Genomic DNA, 13,818 nt, shown 5'->3' with positions numbered 1-13,818 from the left:
AGATGAAATTGATTATCCTTCAAACAGTTAAGGAAATAAAATCATTGGAAACTGAAATTGCAAAAGCTGAACAATATTTAGCAGATAAAAAAGCAGAGTTAAAGACTAAAATTATTAGTGAAGGTGAACAAGCACGAAAGAACGCTAAAGGCAGAGAACAGTTAAATATGGCTAATCGTGACCTATCTAACAGTATTATGAAATTAGATTTCATGCTTTCACAAAATGATGAATATGCTAACACACTATCTAAGCTAACTGAAATGAAAAAGAAACAAGGTCAACTACTATTACAAAAAAAGAGATTTGAAACAGAAAACGCTGATGTAATTAATCAGTTACGGAAGGAACGTATTCGCCAACAACTTGAAGAATTAGATATGGATTAAAGGGGATTGATACTATGGCAAAGTTTTATAGTGACAATCCTTTTTTATTTATCCGCCATGATAATATAGGTTACAAAACTCCTAATATCCATGAATATAATACTGGAATACAATTCAAAAATGGCGTATATGAAACAAATGACTTTAATACTATCAAAGCATTAAGAAACTATGTAAATATCTTTCTGAAAAAAGGTATTAGACCGCCAGTTTGGGAAGAAGGTCAACTTATTGACCAAGAACTAACAGAACCAATTGAGGTAAAGGGAAATAAGGTCATTCATAATATAACTGACTACAAAACAATCTTAAATAACATAGCAGATTCCATTAGGAAATAATGGGTCTGCTTTTGTTTCTTATATTGAATTGACTGAAAGGGGGAGGGGTGTAGTATGGCAAAGAAACAGATTACCTTTCAATCAAGTAGAGATGTACGATTGTATTTAGCCTCCCTATTGGTTAGGGTTGAGAAAGATGAAATTGACCGAAAAAAAGCGGAAACTCTTTCAAATCTGGCTTATAAAATTCAAATGTCTATTAGTGGTGAACTCAAAGAAAGAGAATTGGCACAAGCAGAAGAATTGGCAAGACAAATTGAAATGGGGCGTAAATAATGAGTAGAAGGCTCTCTAAACTCATACAACAGGCACAAGAGTTATTACAGTACCAGAAGGGTACAGAACTAACAGAAAAGCAAATGGAACTTTGTAATAAGTTAGGTGAGTTATGGTTACTTCAAAATCTTGTTATTTGTGGTGAGGAACATAATTTATCAGATGATGATATTTCAAGGTTAGATGAACTTGAACAAGAATTATTGCTACAAATGAATATGGAGGTGTAAAGATGTTTAGTTTTACTGCAATCAATAAGGCAGAGGCAATTATTAATAATCCAAATAAAACAACTCTTACAGATGATGAAAAAAGACTTTTGGCTGAGCATAGAACCCATTTGATAGAAAGAATAAACTTTTATAGGGGGATTCTAAAACAAAACTATGACAAGGTTATTGAATGTGAGGGTTTGAATGAAGAATCTTAAATAAAGTGGTCAGAGGCTTATCTATTGCCCTTCTGACCGCTATTTTTATTTATCTTGAATAAAACTATTATATTATTATTCAAATTCAAGGAGGGCAATTCTATGCGTCAATTCATTAAAAAAGATGAGGCTGATTTATGGTTAGAGGTCAACGATCCGTATTATCAGAATAAAGATAAATGGAAAACTAAAAAGGTTGAATATCCTTATCTCACTACAAGCCAAGTTACATATCGTAGGATTGCTGAAATTCCATTTAGTAATGTTTTAAATTGGCGGATACTTGTAAAGTCAAAATTAGATGATAACCTTTTTGAAATACCAGAGGGGAAATAAGCAACTTTCCCCTTTCTTTATTTCTTTTGATAAACGCCATTTTGTACCCTTGTCCAATTTCCACTTCTTTTAAGTGCATACCATATAGAGCCAGTTTTTGATTTTTTGTATGTATCGAACTGTTTCTTGTTATAAGGTGAAGATTCAAAAAGCTGAACTAATTCTTGTGTAGTGTAAACCTTCCCACTCTCCACTGTTTTTTCAAACTCAATTATAAATTTTAGTGTTTCTGCCACTACCGTCGCATAAATGGTGTCTGAATTTTCAGTTTTATTTTTTCTGGACTTTAGAGAAAAAACGAAAACACCTAAGCGAGGGTAGTAAACATCCATTTTTTTACTATAAACCTATGACTTGTGCAACAACGACTGGCAAACCTTTATGGGACGCCGTTTCCTTCGATTTTTCGTAACCAAATGTGAGCGGATTTCCACAAAGAAGCCTTCAAATAGCGACTAATTTGTAAGTAACTGCGTTCGCTATTCGTGTTCAGCTGAGCTAAAACATTCAGACAGTACACTATCATGGCTACGTACACTTGATTATGTACAGCTTGTTCACTGTGACCAAAAAACTTTTTAATGTTCAGATGTTGTTTCATCCATTTGAAAAAAAGTTCGATTGCCCAACGTGATTGGTAGATTTCTGCAATTTCATCTGCGTCAATGTCAAACCGATTTGTCAGTAAATGAAGCTCATTTCCTTTTGTATCATGCAATTTGAGTAAGCGAAACACGTTTTCAGAACGATTTTGTGGTGTTCCAATGACAACCATTTCATCAGAGAATACGGGTGAATCTTCTGGTAACGAAAAGGATTCTAACACTCGGACAACAGCGTTTTTACGCAAACGGGTCACAAAGAAATAGCCATCTTCCGTCATTTGATCAAAGCGCCCATAATCCAAGTAACCACGATCAAACACGTACATGCATTCTTTGTCATCCACGAATACTTCTAGTTGACCACGATCATGTTCGTTGGCATTCGTGAGTACGGCTTTATCTGGATAGGAGAGTCCTTTTTCCATAAAAACAAGTCGTAAGTGAAGCTTTACTCCTGATTTTGTTTTTCGAAACTCTGCCCACTTATGATTGGTCAAATTAAGCGGTAATGTACTCGAATCAATGATTTTCAAAGGCGTTGTCACTTTTCTTCTTGTTTGGAAATTGGTTTTCCGATGAATTTGTGCCACTAAATCGAGAAAAATCGTTTGAAAGAACTCAGTTGGGATGGTATTGATTCGTCTCCCTAACTGTGAAAAACTAATCGATTCCAATCCCGTTGCTCGTTGTAATTCTTCTAAAAAGACAGCGTCACTCAACGCCCGTAAACTCTCGGTTTCATGGAGTTGGGCATACAAAAGCAGTTTCATAAATGAAGCCATATAAAGCTTCTTGGTATAGTGATTTAATTGATGTGTTTTCACTAGGTCGTCAAATAATGGACGATTAATCGGTGAAAACCATTGTTCAAATGATGTTTTTCGTGTAAACTTATCCATGGTTTTGTCCTTTGTATTGGATTTGGATGGTTTACTACCACCCAACCATTATAAAGGATTTTTTTGTGTTTAGATTATATTTCAGAAAATTCGGTTTATTTGAAGGTGTTAAATTATTTTAATGCGACGCTAGTGTGTTTCTGCATTTTGTGAATATTTTTCTTTTAACATTATTCTTTCCCCCTTTTAATTCATTATAGCAAGTGTAATAGAATTAGACTAAATAATCATAAAATAAATTAAACCTCCAATACTACTTTTTCATATTAAGTAGCATTGGATAAATTAGTAGATTCCTTGCTCTGCAAAGACTTGTAATGAATTGGATAAAAAGACCTTGAAATGAATGATACTTAATATTAAAATACAGATAATAAGTAGTATTTATGGAGGGGTAAAAATGGGACAAATTAAAGGCGGTAAACCACAAGAAGTAGAACCTATTAAATCATTGAAAGATATTAAAAAGGTTAAACAATTTTTATTAGGAAAGGATAACAAAAGGGATTATGCACTATTTACATTAGGAATAAATATCGGATTAAGAGCAAGTGACCTATTACAATTAAAAATTATTGATGTAATTGAAAATAATCGTGTTAAAGACCATGTTGTGATTACAGAGCAAAAGACTGGAAAGGTAAGGTCGTTTGAACTGAACAAGTCTGCAAAGGAATGTATTGATTTATATCTTGATAGTCTACCAAGTTATTCTGCTGATGATTATTTATTCAAAAGTAGAAAGGGAACTAATGAGCCATTAACCGTAAGAAGTTTACACAAAATTATTAAAGAAACTATGAAGGAATTAGGTATTAGGGGCAATTATGGAACTCATTCATTACGGAAAACTTTTGGCTATCATGTTTATGCTAAGAATGTTGCAGATAATCCAATGATTCTGCCGACACTTCAAAAGATGTTTAATCATAGTAGCCAAGAAATCACTTTACGATATATTGGAATTACTAAAGATGTAATTCGTGATGTTTATAACGGATTGAACTTATAGGGGGTTTCCAATTGGACAAAAACAAAGATAAATTAAGTGATATTATCAAACGTGAGGTAGAACAAAAGATTGCTAATCAGAAGCCACTAAACCCAGATAAATTCACTTGGAAGGAAAATGAAGTTATTATACATAAGCCAGATACTAAGAACCGCCCAGACTAATGAAAGTTTGGGTTTTTTTCCTTTATGAAGTAGCTCTCCCTTTTTGTCACTTATATATAATTTACTTTAGTATATATTATTAGTATTTGTATATATATATATAATAGGATACTTAATATATGTGACAAAAAAGGAGAACTAATACAAATAAATCTATTACAGGTAGGCTAACACCTACCTTTTTTTATTTTAGTAGAAAATATTTTGCTATTTAACTTCTAAAATGTATTCGATTGTAAACATATATATTGAGGGAGCAATAATTAAAAGGAGATGTTTAAAATGGAAAAAACAAGAAGAAAAATCCCAACTAAAGAAGAAATAATCACTTTTAGAACATCTACAAAAGTCAAGAAATGGCTTGAAGAAAATGCACTAAGGGAAGAAATAACAGTTTCGAATTTAGTTCACAAGTATTTAAAAGAAATTGCTGAAAAAGGGGCTTAACTCACTGGTTAAGTCTCTTTTAATTTGATTGGTGGGGTGTAATTTGAGTGAAGTATTTATACCGAAAAATATCATAATGAAATATGCAAAAGAATTGAAACCTAACTCAATTTATATCTACTTGCAGTTGTTATGTAAGAGTGAAGGACAAATATTTATTCAAACAAATAGAAAAGAAATTAAAGAATGGACTGGGATTGCTGAAAATAAACAAACGGAATTTATCGAAGAATTAAAATCCAAAGGACTTCTCACTGAATTAACAGTAGATGATTATGGAGAACTCCTTTCCGACTATTTAGGCGAAGATTGTAGTGATGTTCCAATCGGTAGATATGAATTGTTATTTTCATTAGAGATAGCATGGGAAACTGCTATTGATGATGGAGGTTTTATCAAGTTACCAAAAGAGTTAATAGTTTTAAAGGAAGTTGAACTTGAGGGGAAAAAGATAAAAATAAAGCCAAGACACATTATATTGTTAATATTGCATTGTATCTTGGCGGAAAATAAAGGCTATTCATTTGCTAACCTAAAGTATTTAGGAGATACATTAGGCTTGTCAGAACGTCAGATAATACGCTTAAACAATGAATTGATATTAGTAGAGTTACTAAAAAAAGACCAAGAAATAATTATCAAAGGACATAACGACATAAAGAAAGAAAATTATTATTATCCTTGTATATAAATATAAACTCATTCTATTTAATTTTTGAACTAATGGAGGGCATCCTGATGAAAAACTCTTATAAATTTTTTAATGAATATGTTGTTATATATGCAAATTGCAAAGGCAAAACTATGGAAATATTGATTGATAAAGATGATTTTCATAAAGTCAATGAATTTAGCGGAACATGGAGTGTAAAAAAAGATGGTAATACCTATTATGCTATGATAGGCAAAGAACAAATTCGTATGCATAGATTTATTATGAACTACAATGGAAACAAAGTCATAGATCATAAGAATGGAAATGGATTAGATAATCGAAAAAGTAACCTCCGCATAGTCACACAACTTGTAAATAGTCGAAACAGACGATTGTCTAAAAGTAATACAAGTGGTGTAACAGGAGTTTCATTTCACAAACATCGAAAGAAATGGCAAGCAGATATAAAAGTACATGGAAAGAAAAAATATTTAGGTCTGTTTGATGAACTTCAAGAGGCAAAGGAAATGCGGAAGGTCGGAGAAATTGTTTATTGGAATATTTTAGAAAGACAAAAAAACCGTTAGGGGCAGTATAACCCTTAACGGTTTTTTATTTTTATTTTAAATTATTCAATGGACTAAATTTAGCATGGCTTTCGCTTATTTCATTACTGAATAAATTCACATAAACTTTAGTCATTTCTAAAGTAGTATGTCCCAGAATTGCTTGTAGTTGAAAGGCATTAGCACCATTCATTACAGATAGTTTTGCAAAGGTATGGCGGAAGGTATGAGGTGAACAACGTACATTCTTGATATTTGCTTTCTTGCCGATAATAGCAATTCTATTTTGTAATTGTCTTTTGCTCATTGGCGTTTCATCTTGTGTAATAAACAAGTATTCAGTATCCACTGTTCCCCTAATAGCAACGTATTTCTTTAATTGTTCAATCATTTTCTTTTGTATTGGAACAAATCGTTCATATTGTCCTTTAGCATTACGGATACGGATAACTTTATCATGCCAGATAATATCGGTTACTTGAATACCTATCAACTCATTGGCTCTTATGCCTGTTTCTAATAGTAACATGATAATTGTATAGTCACGAAAACCAACAAATGTCCGAACATCACAAGCCTTTAGCATTTGAGAAATTTGTTTAATATCAAAAGTTTCTATAACGTGCTTTCTGTCTTTTAGTAGCTGAATATCAGACATTGGGTTATTTCTTATGAATTTCTGCTTATGTAAATAGTTAAAAAAGGCTCTTAATGCCCTAAGCCTTGTATTGATACTAACAGGCTTTATCCCCTTACCCTTCATGTATAGAATGACGTTTTGCTTGATAATGTTGCCAGTAATATCAGAAGGTGAAAGTTCTAATTCTTGCTCATTCAGAAGGCTTTGAAAGGTTGATAATTCACTTCTGTAAAATTTGATAGTATGTGACCGTAAATTCCTTAATTCACAATCCTCAATAAACTTCTGTACCAATTCATCTAATGTGTAGTTGACTGCTACAATATCATTTAGAATTGCTAACTCATTGACACTTAAATTTTTCCTTCTTGCCATATTGATTTCCCCCTATGCGTACGATTCAGTTCGCACGATTTTTGATTATCAAATCGTATGCATAGGCAAATAAAAAACCTCCTACAATCATTGTAGAAGGCTTGATATATAAGGCTTTTTAGATGCCGATGGTGGGAGTCGAACCCACACTCCTTTTGGGAACACGATTTTGAGTCGTGCGCGTCTGCCAATTCCGCCACATCGGCATAATAAAAAAGAGAAAAAAATAAATCGGTTAAACCGATATTTATTTTTTTGGAGGCGGCTACCGGATTCGAACCGGTGATAAGGGTGTTGCAGACCCGTGCCTTACCGCTTGGCTAAGCCGCCAAATTACTGGAGCGGAAGACGGGGTTCGAACCCGCGACCCCCACCTTGGCAAGGTGGTGTTCTACCACTGAACTACTTCCGCATGAATGGCTGGGGTACCAGGATTCGAACCTGGGCATGACGGAATCAAAATCCGTTGCCTTACCACTTGGCTATACCCCAATAATATTATATAAACAACTTATATTCTATTTTATGGGGCGGCTGATGGGAATCGAACCCACGTATGTCGGATCCACAATCCGATGCGTTAACCACTTCGCCACAGCCGCCAAAAGCAGGCATATTAAAATATGTATGGGGCGACTGATGGGAATCGAACCCACGTATGTCGGATCCACAATCCGATGCGTTAACCACTTCGCCACAGTCGCCAAAATATCTTGATGAAAATTAAAAATGGCAGGGGCAGTAGGAATCGAACCCACACCAAAGGTTTTGGAGACCTCTATTCTACCGTTAAACTATGCCCCTGTAATGGTGGAGGGGGGCGGATTCGAACCGCCGAACCCAAAGGGAACGGATTTACAGTCCGTCGCGTTTAGCCACTTCGCTACCCCTCCGGAAAGTATGGTGCCGGCGAAAGGAATCGAACCCTCAACCTACTGATTACAAGTCAGTTGCTCTGCCAATTGAGCTACACCGGCATATTTATGGTGGGTCGGGACGGAATCGAACCGCCGACACTTTGATCTTCAGTCAAATGCTCTACCAACTGAGCTACCGACCCACTTTTTATGGCGGTCCCGACGGGACTCGAACCCGCGATCTCCTGCGTGACAGGCAGGCATGTTAACCGCTACACCACGGGACCACTTTGGTTGCGGGGACAGGATTTGAACCTGCGACCTCCGGGTTATGAGCCCGACGAGCTACCAGACTGCTCTACCCCGCGATAATGTTAATTGTTTTTTATGGTGGAGGATGACGGGATCGAACCGCCGACCCCCTGCTTGTAAGGCAGGTGCTCTCCCAGCTGAGCTAATCCTCCGAATTGGTGACCCCTACGGGATTCGAACCCGTGTTACCGCCGTGAAAGGGCGGTGTCTTAACCACTTGACCAAGGGGCCAATCTCTTAATTATGGCGGAGAGTAAGGGATTTGAACCCTTGAGACAGGTTATCCCCGTCTACACGATTTCCAATCGTGCTCCTTCAGCCTCTCGGACAACTCTCCAAGAAGAATGGCTCCGAAGGTAGGATTCGAACCTACGACCAACCGGTTAACAGCCGGTTGCTCTACCACTGAGCTACTTCGGAATGATTTTATATAAGCCTAGCAACGTCCTACTCTCACAGGGGGAAGCCCCCTACTACCATCGGCGCTAAAGAGCTTAACTTCCGTGTTCGGTATGGGAACGGGTGTGACCTCTTTGCTATCGCCACTAGGCTTTATTCCTTACCGAAAGACAAGTATTATTATATCATATTCTATACTTTTTTCAAGCATTTTTTATATTTTTTAATAACGAGAGGTTGTTCTCTCAAAACTGGATAACGACATTGAAATGATTGGTTAAGTCCTCGATCGATTAGTATCCGTCAGCTCCACACGTCACCGTGCTTCCACCTCGGACCTATCTACCTCATCGTCTTTGAGGGATCTTACTTGCTTATGCAATGGGAAATCTCATCTTGAGGGGGGCTTCATGCTTAGATGCTTTCAGCACTTATCCCGTCCACACATAGCTACCCAGCGGTGCCTTTGGCAAGACAACTGGTACACCAGCGGTGTGTCCATCCCGGTCCTCTCGTACTAAGGACAGCTCCTCTCAAATTTCCTACGCCCACGACGGATAGGGACCGAACTGTCTCACGACGTTCTGAACCCAGCTCGCGTACCGCTTTAATGGGCGAACAGCCCAACCCTTGGGACCGACTACAGCCCCAGGATGCGATGAGCCGACATCGAGGTGCCAAACCTCCCCGTCGATGTGGACTCTTGGGGGAGATAAGCCTGTTATCCCCGGGGTAGCTTTTATCCGTTGAGCGATGGCCCTTCCATGCGGAACCACCGGATCACTAAGCCCGTCTTTCGACCCTGCTCGACTTGTAGGTCTCGCAGTCAAGCTCCCTTATGCCTTTACACTCTGCGAATGATTTCCAACCATTCTGAGGGAACCTTTGGGCGCCTCCGTTACCTTTTAGGAGGCGACCGCCCCAGTCAAACTGTCCACCTGACACTGTCTCCCAAGCCGATCAGGCTTGCGGGTTAGAATTTCAGTACAACCAGGGTAGTATCCCAAGGGCGCCTCCAGGGAAGCTGGCGCTCCCCCTTCTACGGCTCCTACCTATCCTGTACAAGTTGCACCGAAATTCAATATCAGGTTACAGTAAAGCTCCACGGGGTCTTTCCGTCCTGTCGCGGGTAACCTGCATCTTCACAGGTACTATAATTTCACCGAGTCTCTCGTTGAGACAGTGCCCAGATCGTTACGCCTTTCGTGCGGGTCGGAACTTACCCGACAAGGAATTTCGCTACCTTAGGACCGTTATAGTTACGGCCGCCGTTTACTGGGGCTTCAATTCGGAGCTTCGCTTGCGCTAACTCCTCCTCTTAACCTTCCAGCACCGGGCAGGCGTCAGCCCCTATACTTCACCTTACGGTTTTGCAGAGACCTGTGTTTTTGCTAAACAGTCGCCTGGGCCTATTCACTGCGGCTCATCAGGGCTTGCACCCCAATGAGCACCCCTTCTCCCGAAGTTACGGGGTCATTTTGCCGAGTTCCTTAACGAGAGTTCTCTCGCTCACCTTAGGATTCTCTCCTCGACTACCTGTGTCGGTTTGCGGTACGGGCACCTCCCGCCTCGCTAGAGGCTTTTCTTGGCAGTGTGAAATCAGGAACTTCGCGCGTAACGCGCTCCCCATCACAGCTCAGCGTATTAGGAAGCGGATTTGCCTACTTCCACGCCTTGCTGCTTGGACACGCTCGACCAACGGCGTGCATTCCCTATCCTCCTGCGTCCCCCCATCACTCAAACGGCGGGGAGGTGGTACAGGAATATCAACCTGTTGTCCATCGTCTACGCCTTTCGGCCTCGACTTAGGTCCCGACTAACCCTGAGCGGACGAGCCTTCCTCAGGAAACCTTAGTCATTCGGTGGATGGGATTCTCACCCATCTTTCGCTACTCATACCGGCATTCTCACTTCTAAGCGCTCCACCAGTCCTTCCGGTCTGACTTCGACGCACTTAGAACGCTCTCCTACCACTCGTGCAACGCACGAATCCACAGCTTCGGTGAATCGTTTAGCCCCGTTACATTTTCGGCGCAGCGTCACTCGACCAGTGAGCTATTACGCACTCTTTAAATGATGGCTGCTTCTAAGCCAACATCCTGGTTGTCTAAGCAACGCCACATCCTTTTCCACTTAACGATTACTTTGGGACCTTAGCTGGTGGTCTGGGCTGTTTCCCTTTTGACCACGGATCTTATCACTCGTAGTCTGACTCCCGTGTATAAATAGCTGGCATTCGGAGTTTGTCTGAATTCGGTAACCCGAGGTGGGCCCCTAGTCCAAACAGTGCTCTACCTCCAGTATTCTTCACACGAGGCTAGCCCTAAAGCTATTTCGGAGAGAACCAGCTATCTCCAAGTTCGATTGGAATTTCTCCGCTACCCACACCTCATCCCCGCACTTTTCAACGTGCGTGGGTTCGGGCCTCCAGTGAGTGTTACCTCACCTTCACCCTGGACATGGGTAGATCACCTGGTTTCGGGTCTACGACCACGTACTCAAAACGCCCTATTCAGACTCGCTTTCGCTGCGGCTCCGCATTTTCTGCTTAACCTTGCACGTAATCGTAACTCGCCGGTTCATTCTACAAAAGGCACGCCATCACCCGTTAACGGGCTCTGACTACTTGTAGGCACACGGTTTCAGGTTCTCTTTCACTCCCCTCCCGGGGTGCTTTTCACCTTTCCCTCACGGTACTGGTTCACTATCGGTCACTAGGGAGTATTTAGCCTTGGGAGATGGTCCTCCCGGATTCCGACGGAATTTCACGTGTTCCGCCGTACTCAGGATCCACTCAGGAGAGGATGGATTTTCGACTACAGGGCTTTTACCTTCTCTGGCCGTCCTTTCCAGAACGGTTCGTCTAACCCATCCTTTTGTAACTCCGTATAGAGTGTCCTACAACCCCAAGAGGCAAGCCTCTTGGTTTGGGCTGTTCCCGTTTCGCTCGCCGCTACTCAGGGAATCGATTTTTCTTTCTTCTCCTCCAGGTACTTAGATGTTTCAGTTCCCTGGGTGTGCCTTCTTAACGCTATGGATTCACGTTAAGATACTGTTCCATTACGAACAGTGGGTTCCCCCATTCGGAAATCTCCGGATCAAAGCTTACTTACAGCTCCCCGAAGCATATCGGTGTTAGTCCCGTCCTTCATCGGCTCCTAGTGCCAAGGCATCCACCGTGCGCCCTTAATAACTTAACCAAAATTAAGAACTTTACAGTAAATATCTTGCTTTCAATGTCGTTTATCCAGTTTTCAAAGAACAACCAAATTAGTGAAATATGGTGGAGCATAGCGGGATCGAACCGCTGACCTCCTGCGTGCAAGGCAGGCGCTCTCCCAGCTGAGCTAATGCCCCGTTATGAAATTATGGTGGGCCTAAATGGACTTGAACCATCGACCTCACGCTTATCAGGCGTGCGCTCTAACCAGCTGAGCTATAGGCCCATCCTACTAATATTAAGTAAGGTTTATTATAATAAACCTTCAAAACTGAACACAAAACGCTAACGCTTCCGTAAATATCCTTAGAAAGGAGGTGATCCAGCCGCACCTTCCGATACGGCTACCTTGTTACGACTTCACCCCAATCATCTGTCCCACCTTCGGCGGCTGGCTCCCGAAAGGGTTACCTCACCGACTTCGGGTGTTACAGACTCTCGTGGTGTGACGGGCGGTGTGTACAAGGCCCGGGAACGTATTCACCGCGGCATGCTGATCCGCGATTACTAGCGATTCCGGCTTCATGCAGGCGAGTTGCAGCCTGCAATCCGAACTGAGAACGGTTTTTTCGGATTGGCTCCGTCTCGCGACTTCGCGACCGTTTGTACCGTCCATTGTAGCACGTGTGTAGCCCAGGTCATAAGGGGCATGATGATTTGACGTCATCCCCACCTTCCTCCGTATTTGTACGGCAGTCTCCTTAGAGTGCCCAACTGAATGATGGCAACTAAGGACAAGGGTTGCGCTCGTTGCGGGACTTAACCCAACATCTCACGACACGAGCTGACGACAACCATGCACCACCTGTCACCGCTGTCCCCGAAGGGAAGGCTATGTCTCCATAGCGGTCAGCGGGATGTCAAGACCTGGTAAGGTTCTTCGCGTTGCTTCGAATTAAACCACATGCTCCACCGCTTGTGCGGGCCCCCGTCAATTCCTTTGAGTTTCAGTCTTGCGACCGTACTCCCCAGGCGGAGTGCTTAATGCGTTAGCTGCAGCACTAAGGGGTGGAAACCCCCTAACACTTAGCACTCATCGTTTACGGCGTGGACTACCAGGGTATCTAATCCTGTTTGCTCCCCACGCTTTCGCGCCTCAGCGTCAGTTACAGGCCAGGAAGCCGCCTTCGCCACTGGTGTTCCTCCATATCTCTACGCATTTCACCGCTACACATGGAATTCCGCTTCCCTCTCCTGCACTCAAGTCTCCCAGTTTCCAATGACCCTCCCCGGTTAAGCCGGGGGCTTTCACATCAGACTTAAGAGACCGCCTGCGCGCGCTTTACGCCCAATAATTCCGGACAACGCTTGCCACCTACGTATTACCGCGGCTGCTGGCACGTAGTTAGCCGTGGCTTTCTAGTAAGGTACCGTCAAGGTGCAGCCAGTTACTACTGCACTTGTTCTTCCCTTACAACAGAGCTTTACGATCCGAAGACCTTCTTCGCTCACGCGGCGTTGCTCCATCAGGCTTTCGCCCATTGTGGAAGATTCCCTACTGCTGCCTCCCGTAGGAGTCTGGGCCGTGTCTCAGTCCCAGTGTGGCCGATCACCCTCTCAGGTCGGCTACGCATCGTCGCCTTGGTAGGCCGTTACCCCACCAACAAGCTAATGCGCCGCGGGCCCATCCTATAGTGATAGCAGAACCATCTTTCAACATCAAAGCATGCACTTTCATGTATTATCCGGTATTAGCACGCGTTTCCGCGAGTTATCCCAGTCTATAGGGCAGGTTACCCACGTGTTACTCACCCGTCCGCCGCTAACCTCATGAAAGCTAGGCTTTCAATTGGTTCGCTCGACTTGCATGTATTAGGCACGCCGCCAGCGTTCGTCCTGAGCCAGGATCAAACTCTCCATAAAAGAAAATTTGATTTGCTCAAAATTTAATGTCC

General features: G+C 41.7%; 14 protein-coding genes, 18 tRNA genes and 3 rRNA genes. 11 read left to right on the top strand and 24 right to left on the bottom strand.

The features are described from left to right. The first annotated feature begins 44 nt into the window (after nucleotides 1-44). From NST00_RS06390 to NST00_RS06365, 6 genes are all read left to right on the top strand, one after another. Nucleotides 45-389 (top strand): hypothetical protein, encoded by a 345-nt coding sequence (locus NST00_RS06390; protein WP_340709760.1) that lies wholly within the window; start codon nucleotides 45-47, stop codon nucleotides 387-389. Between the two features lie 14 nt (nucleotides 390-403). Then, nucleotides 404-730, top strand: a complete 327-nt coding sequence (locus tag NST00_RS06385; protein ID WP_016839105.1) for a hypothetical protein — start codon at nucleotides 404-406, stop codon at nucleotides 728-730. A 54-nt stretch (nucleotides 731-784) separates the two neighbouring features. Beyond that, nucleotides 785-1,006, top strand: a complete 222-nt coding sequence (locus tag NST00_RS06380) for a hypothetical protein (protein WP_016839106.1) — start codon at nucleotides 785-787, stop codon at nucleotides 1,004-1,006. Continuing rightward, nucleotides 1,006-1,236 (top strand): hypothetical protein, encoded by a 231-nt coding sequence (locus NST00_RS06375; RefSeq protein ID WP_016839107.1) that lies wholly within the window; start codon nucleotides 1,006-1,008, stop codon nucleotides 1,234-1,236. The genes NST00_RS06380 and NST00_RS06375 overlap by 1 nt, the downstream gene beginning before the upstream one ends. A gap of 2 nt (nucleotides 1,237-1,238) precedes the next feature. Then, the gene (locus NST00_RS06370; protein ID WP_016839108.1) at nucleotides 1,239-1,436 is read left to right on the top strand and encodes a hypothetical protein; all 198 of its coding nucleotides are present in this window, start codon (nucleotides 1,239-1,241) and stop codon (nucleotides 1,434-1,436) included. A gap of 102 nt (nucleotides 1,437-1,538) precedes the next feature. Further along, entirely contained in the window at nucleotides 1,539-1,772 is a 234-nt protein-coding gene (locus NST00_RS06365; RefSeq protein ID WP_016839109.1) for a hypothetical protein, read from the top strand. Between the two features lie 17 nt (nucleotides 1,773-1,789). Here the strand turns inward: NST00_RS06365 and NST00_RS06360 are convergent, their stop codons facing one another. Together NST00_RS06360 and NST00_RS06355 are read right to left on the bottom strand one after the other, a co-directional pair. Continuing rightward, on the bottom strand, nucleotides 1,790-2,104 hold the full coding sequence (locus tag NST00_RS06360) for a hypothetical protein (protein ID WP_340709759.1): 315 nt from the start codon (nucleotides 2,102-2,104) through the stop codon (nucleotides 1,790-1,792). 47 nt (nucleotides 2,105-2,151) lie between these two features. Further along, the gene (locus NST00_RS06355) at nucleotides 2,152-3,276 is read right to left on the bottom strand and encodes an IS4 family transposase (RefSeq protein ID WP_339287653.1); all 1,125 of its coding nucleotides are present in this window, start codon (nucleotides 3,274-3,276) and stop codon (nucleotides 2,152-2,154) included. A gap of 400 nt (nucleotides 3,277-3,676) precedes the next feature. Between NST00_RS06355 and NST00_RS06350 the strand changes: the two genes are divergently transcribed. The 5 genes from NST00_RS06350 to NST00_RS06330 all read left to right on the top strand — a co-directional run bounded on the left by NST00_RS06350 (nucleotide 3,677) and on the right by NST00_RS06330 (nucleotide 6,141). Then, nucleotides 3,677-4,288, top strand: coding sequence for a site-specific integrase (locus NST00_RS06350; protein WP_016839111.1), 612 nt, complete (start codon nucleotides 3,677-3,679; stop codon nucleotides 4,286-4,288). A gap of 11 nt (nucleotides 4,289-4,299) precedes the next feature. Continuing rightward, the gene (locus tag NST00_RS06345) at nucleotides 4,300-4,452 is read left to right on the top strand and encodes a hypothetical protein (RefSeq protein WP_340709758.1); all 153 of its coding nucleotides are present in this window, start codon (nucleotides 4,300-4,302) and stop codon (nucleotides 4,450-4,452) included. Nucleotides 4,453-4,734: 282 nt separating this feature from the next. Further along, complete coding sequence (locus tag NST00_RS06340; protein WP_016839660.1) at nucleotides 4,735-4,899, top strand: hypothetical protein; 165 nt, start codon at nucleotides 4,735-4,737, stop codon at nucleotides 4,897-4,899. Nucleotides 4,900-4,942: 43 nt separating this feature from the next. Next, complete coding sequence (locus tag NST00_RS06335) at nucleotides 4,943-5,590, top strand: hypothetical protein (protein ID WP_016839659.1); 648 nt, start codon at nucleotides 4,943-4,945, stop codon at nucleotides 5,588-5,590. 47 nt (nucleotides 5,591-5,637) lie between these two features. After that, nucleotides 5,638-6,141, top strand: coding sequence for an HNH endonuclease (locus tag NST00_RS06330; RefSeq protein WP_016839658.1), 504 nt, complete (start codon nucleotides 5,638-5,640; stop codon nucleotides 6,139-6,141). 31 nt (nucleotides 6,142-6,172) lie between these two features. Here NST00_RS06330 and NST00_RS06325 read toward each other — a convergent pair whose 3' ends face one another. The 22 genes from NST00_RS06325 to NST00_RS06220 form a co-directional block, all read right to left on the bottom strand. Further along, complete coding sequence (locus NST00_RS06325) at nucleotides 6,173-7,135, bottom strand: tyrosine-type recombinase/integrase (RefSeq protein WP_016839657.1); 963 nt, start codon at nucleotides 7,133-7,135, stop codon at nucleotides 6,173-6,175. Nucleotides 7,136-7,258: 123 nt separating this feature from the next. Then, a tRNA-Leu gene (locus NST00_RS06320) sits at nucleotides 7,259-7,341 on the bottom strand. 50 nt (nucleotides 7,342-7,391) lie between these two features. Then, nucleotides 7,392-7,465 (bottom strand) — tRNA-Cys (locus NST00_RS06315). Nucleotides 7,466-7,472: 7 nt separating this feature from the next. Beyond that, a tRNA-Gly gene (locus tag NST00_RS06310) sits at nucleotides 7,473-7,547 on the bottom strand. Between the two features lie 5 nt (nucleotides 7,548-7,552). Next, a tRNA-Gln gene (locus tag NST00_RS06305) sits at nucleotides 7,553-7,627 on the bottom strand. Nucleotides 7,628-7,661: 34 nt separating this feature from the next. Beyond that, a tRNA-His gene (locus NST00_RS06300) sits at nucleotides 7,662-7,737 on the bottom strand. A gap of 26 nt (nucleotides 7,738-7,763) precedes the next feature. After that, nucleotides 7,764-7,839: transfer RNA gene (locus tag NST00_RS06295), tRNA-His, on the bottom strand. 26 nt (nucleotides 7,840-7,865) lie between these two features. Next, nucleotides 7,866-7,939 (bottom strand) — tRNA-Trp (locus NST00_RS06290). Nucleotides 7,940-7,943: 4 nt separating this feature from the next. Beyond that, nucleotides 7,944-8,028 (bottom strand) — tRNA-Tyr (locus NST00_RS06285). An 8-nt stretch (nucleotides 8,029-8,036) separates the two neighbouring features. Continuing rightward, nucleotides 8,037-8,112 (bottom strand) — tRNA-Thr (locus NST00_RS06280). A gap of 7 nt (nucleotides 8,113-8,119) precedes the next feature. Then, nucleotides 8,120-8,195, bottom strand: a tRNA-Phe gene (locus NST00_RS06275). A gap of 8 nt (nucleotides 8,196-8,203) precedes the next feature. Then, nucleotides 8,204-8,279 (bottom strand) — tRNA-Asp (locus NST00_RS06270). A gap of 4 nt (nucleotides 8,280-8,283) precedes the next feature. Next, a tRNA-Met gene (locus NST00_RS06265) sits at nucleotides 8,284-8,360 on the bottom strand. Between the two features lie 20 nt (nucleotides 8,361-8,380). Further along, nucleotides 8,381-8,456: transfer RNA gene (locus NST00_RS06260), tRNA-Val, on the bottom strand. Nucleotides 8,457-8,460: 4 nt separating this feature from the next. Then, nucleotides 8,461-8,535: transfer RNA gene (locus NST00_RS06255), tRNA-Glu, on the bottom strand. A 13-nt stretch (nucleotides 8,536-8,548) separates the two neighbouring features. Continuing rightward, nucleotides 8,549-8,641 (bottom strand) — tRNA-Ser (locus NST00_RS06250). 8 nt (nucleotides 8,642-8,649) lie between these two features. Beyond that, nucleotides 8,650-8,724, bottom strand: a tRNA-Asn gene (locus NST00_RS06245). Between the two features lie 14 nt (nucleotides 8,725-8,738). Next, nucleotides 8,739-8,854, bottom strand: a 5S ribosomal RNA gene (gene rrf, locus NST00_RS06240). 122 nt (nucleotides 8,855-8,976) lie between these two features. Beyond that, nucleotides 8,977-11,903 (bottom strand): 23S ribosomal RNA (locus NST00_RS06235). 81 nt (nucleotides 11,904-11,984) lie between these two features. Next, nucleotides 11,985-12,060: transfer RNA gene (locus tag NST00_RS06230), tRNA-Ala, on the bottom strand. A gap of 12 nt (nucleotides 12,061-12,072) precedes the next feature. Next, nucleotides 12,073-12,149: transfer RNA gene (locus tag NST00_RS06225), tRNA-Ile, on the bottom strand. 84 nt (nucleotides 12,150-12,233) lie between these two features. Continuing rightward, a 16S ribosomal RNA gene (locus NST00_RS06220) occupies nucleotides 12,234-13,786 on the bottom strand. Together the 16S, 23S and 5S rRNA genes with 18 tRNA genes alongside form the textbook arrangement of a ribosomal RNA operon. Nucleotides 13,787-13,818: the final 32 nt, after the last annotated feature.

This window comes from Ureibacillus sp. FSL K6-0165 (genome assembly GCF_038004285.1).
GTDB lineage: Bacteria > Bacillota > Bacilli > Bacillales_A > Planococcaceae > Ureibacillus > Ureibacillus thermosphaericus.
This window is presented reverse-complemented; position numbering and strand designations above follow the sequence as displayed.

Bases quoted from the DNA above. Each gene is read 5' to 3' on its own strand.
- NST00_RS06380 (WP_016839106.1), top strand. From the start codon at position 785: ATGGCAAAGAAACAGATTACCTTTCAATCAAGTAGAGATGTACGATTG.
- NST00_RS06325 (WP_016839657.1), bottom strand. From the start codon at position 7,135: ATGGCAAGAAGGAAAAATTTAAGTGTCAATGAGTTAGCAATTCTAAAT.
- NST00_RS06365 (WP_016839109.1), top strand. From the start codon at position 1,539: ATGCGTCAATTCATTAAAAAAGATGAGGCTGATTTATGGTTAGAGGTC.
- NST00_RS06340 (WP_016839660.1), top strand. From the start codon at position 4,735: ATGGAAAAAACAAGAAGAAAAATCCCAACTAAAGAAGAAATAATCACT.
- NST00_RS06375 (WP_016839107.1), top strand. From the start codon at position 1,006: ATGAGTAGAAGGCTCTCTAAACTCATACAACAGGCACAAGAGTTATTA.
- NST00_RS06350 (WP_016839111.1), top strand. From the start codon at position 3,677: ATGGGACAAATTAAAGGCGGTAAACCACAAGAAGTAGAACCTATTAAA.
- NST00_RS06360 (WP_340709759.1), bottom strand. From the start codon at position 2,104: ATGGATGTTTACTACCCTCGCTTAGGTGTTTTCGTTTTTTCTCTAAAG.
- NST00_RS06370 (WP_016839108.1), top strand. From the start codon at position 1,239: ATGTTTAGTTTTACTGCAATCAATAAGGCAGAGGCAATTATTAATAAT.
- NST00_RS06385 (WP_016839105.1), top strand. From the start codon at position 404: ATGGCAAAGTTTTATAGTGACAATCCTTTTTTATTTATCCGCCATGAT.
- NST00_RS06330 (WP_016839658.1), top strand. From the start codon at position 5,638: ATGAAAAACTCTTATAAATTTTTTAATGAATATGTTGTTATATATGCA.
- NST00_RS06355 (WP_339287653.1), bottom strand. From the start codon at position 3,276: ATGGATAAGTTTACACGAAAAACATCATTTGAACAATGGTTTTCACCG.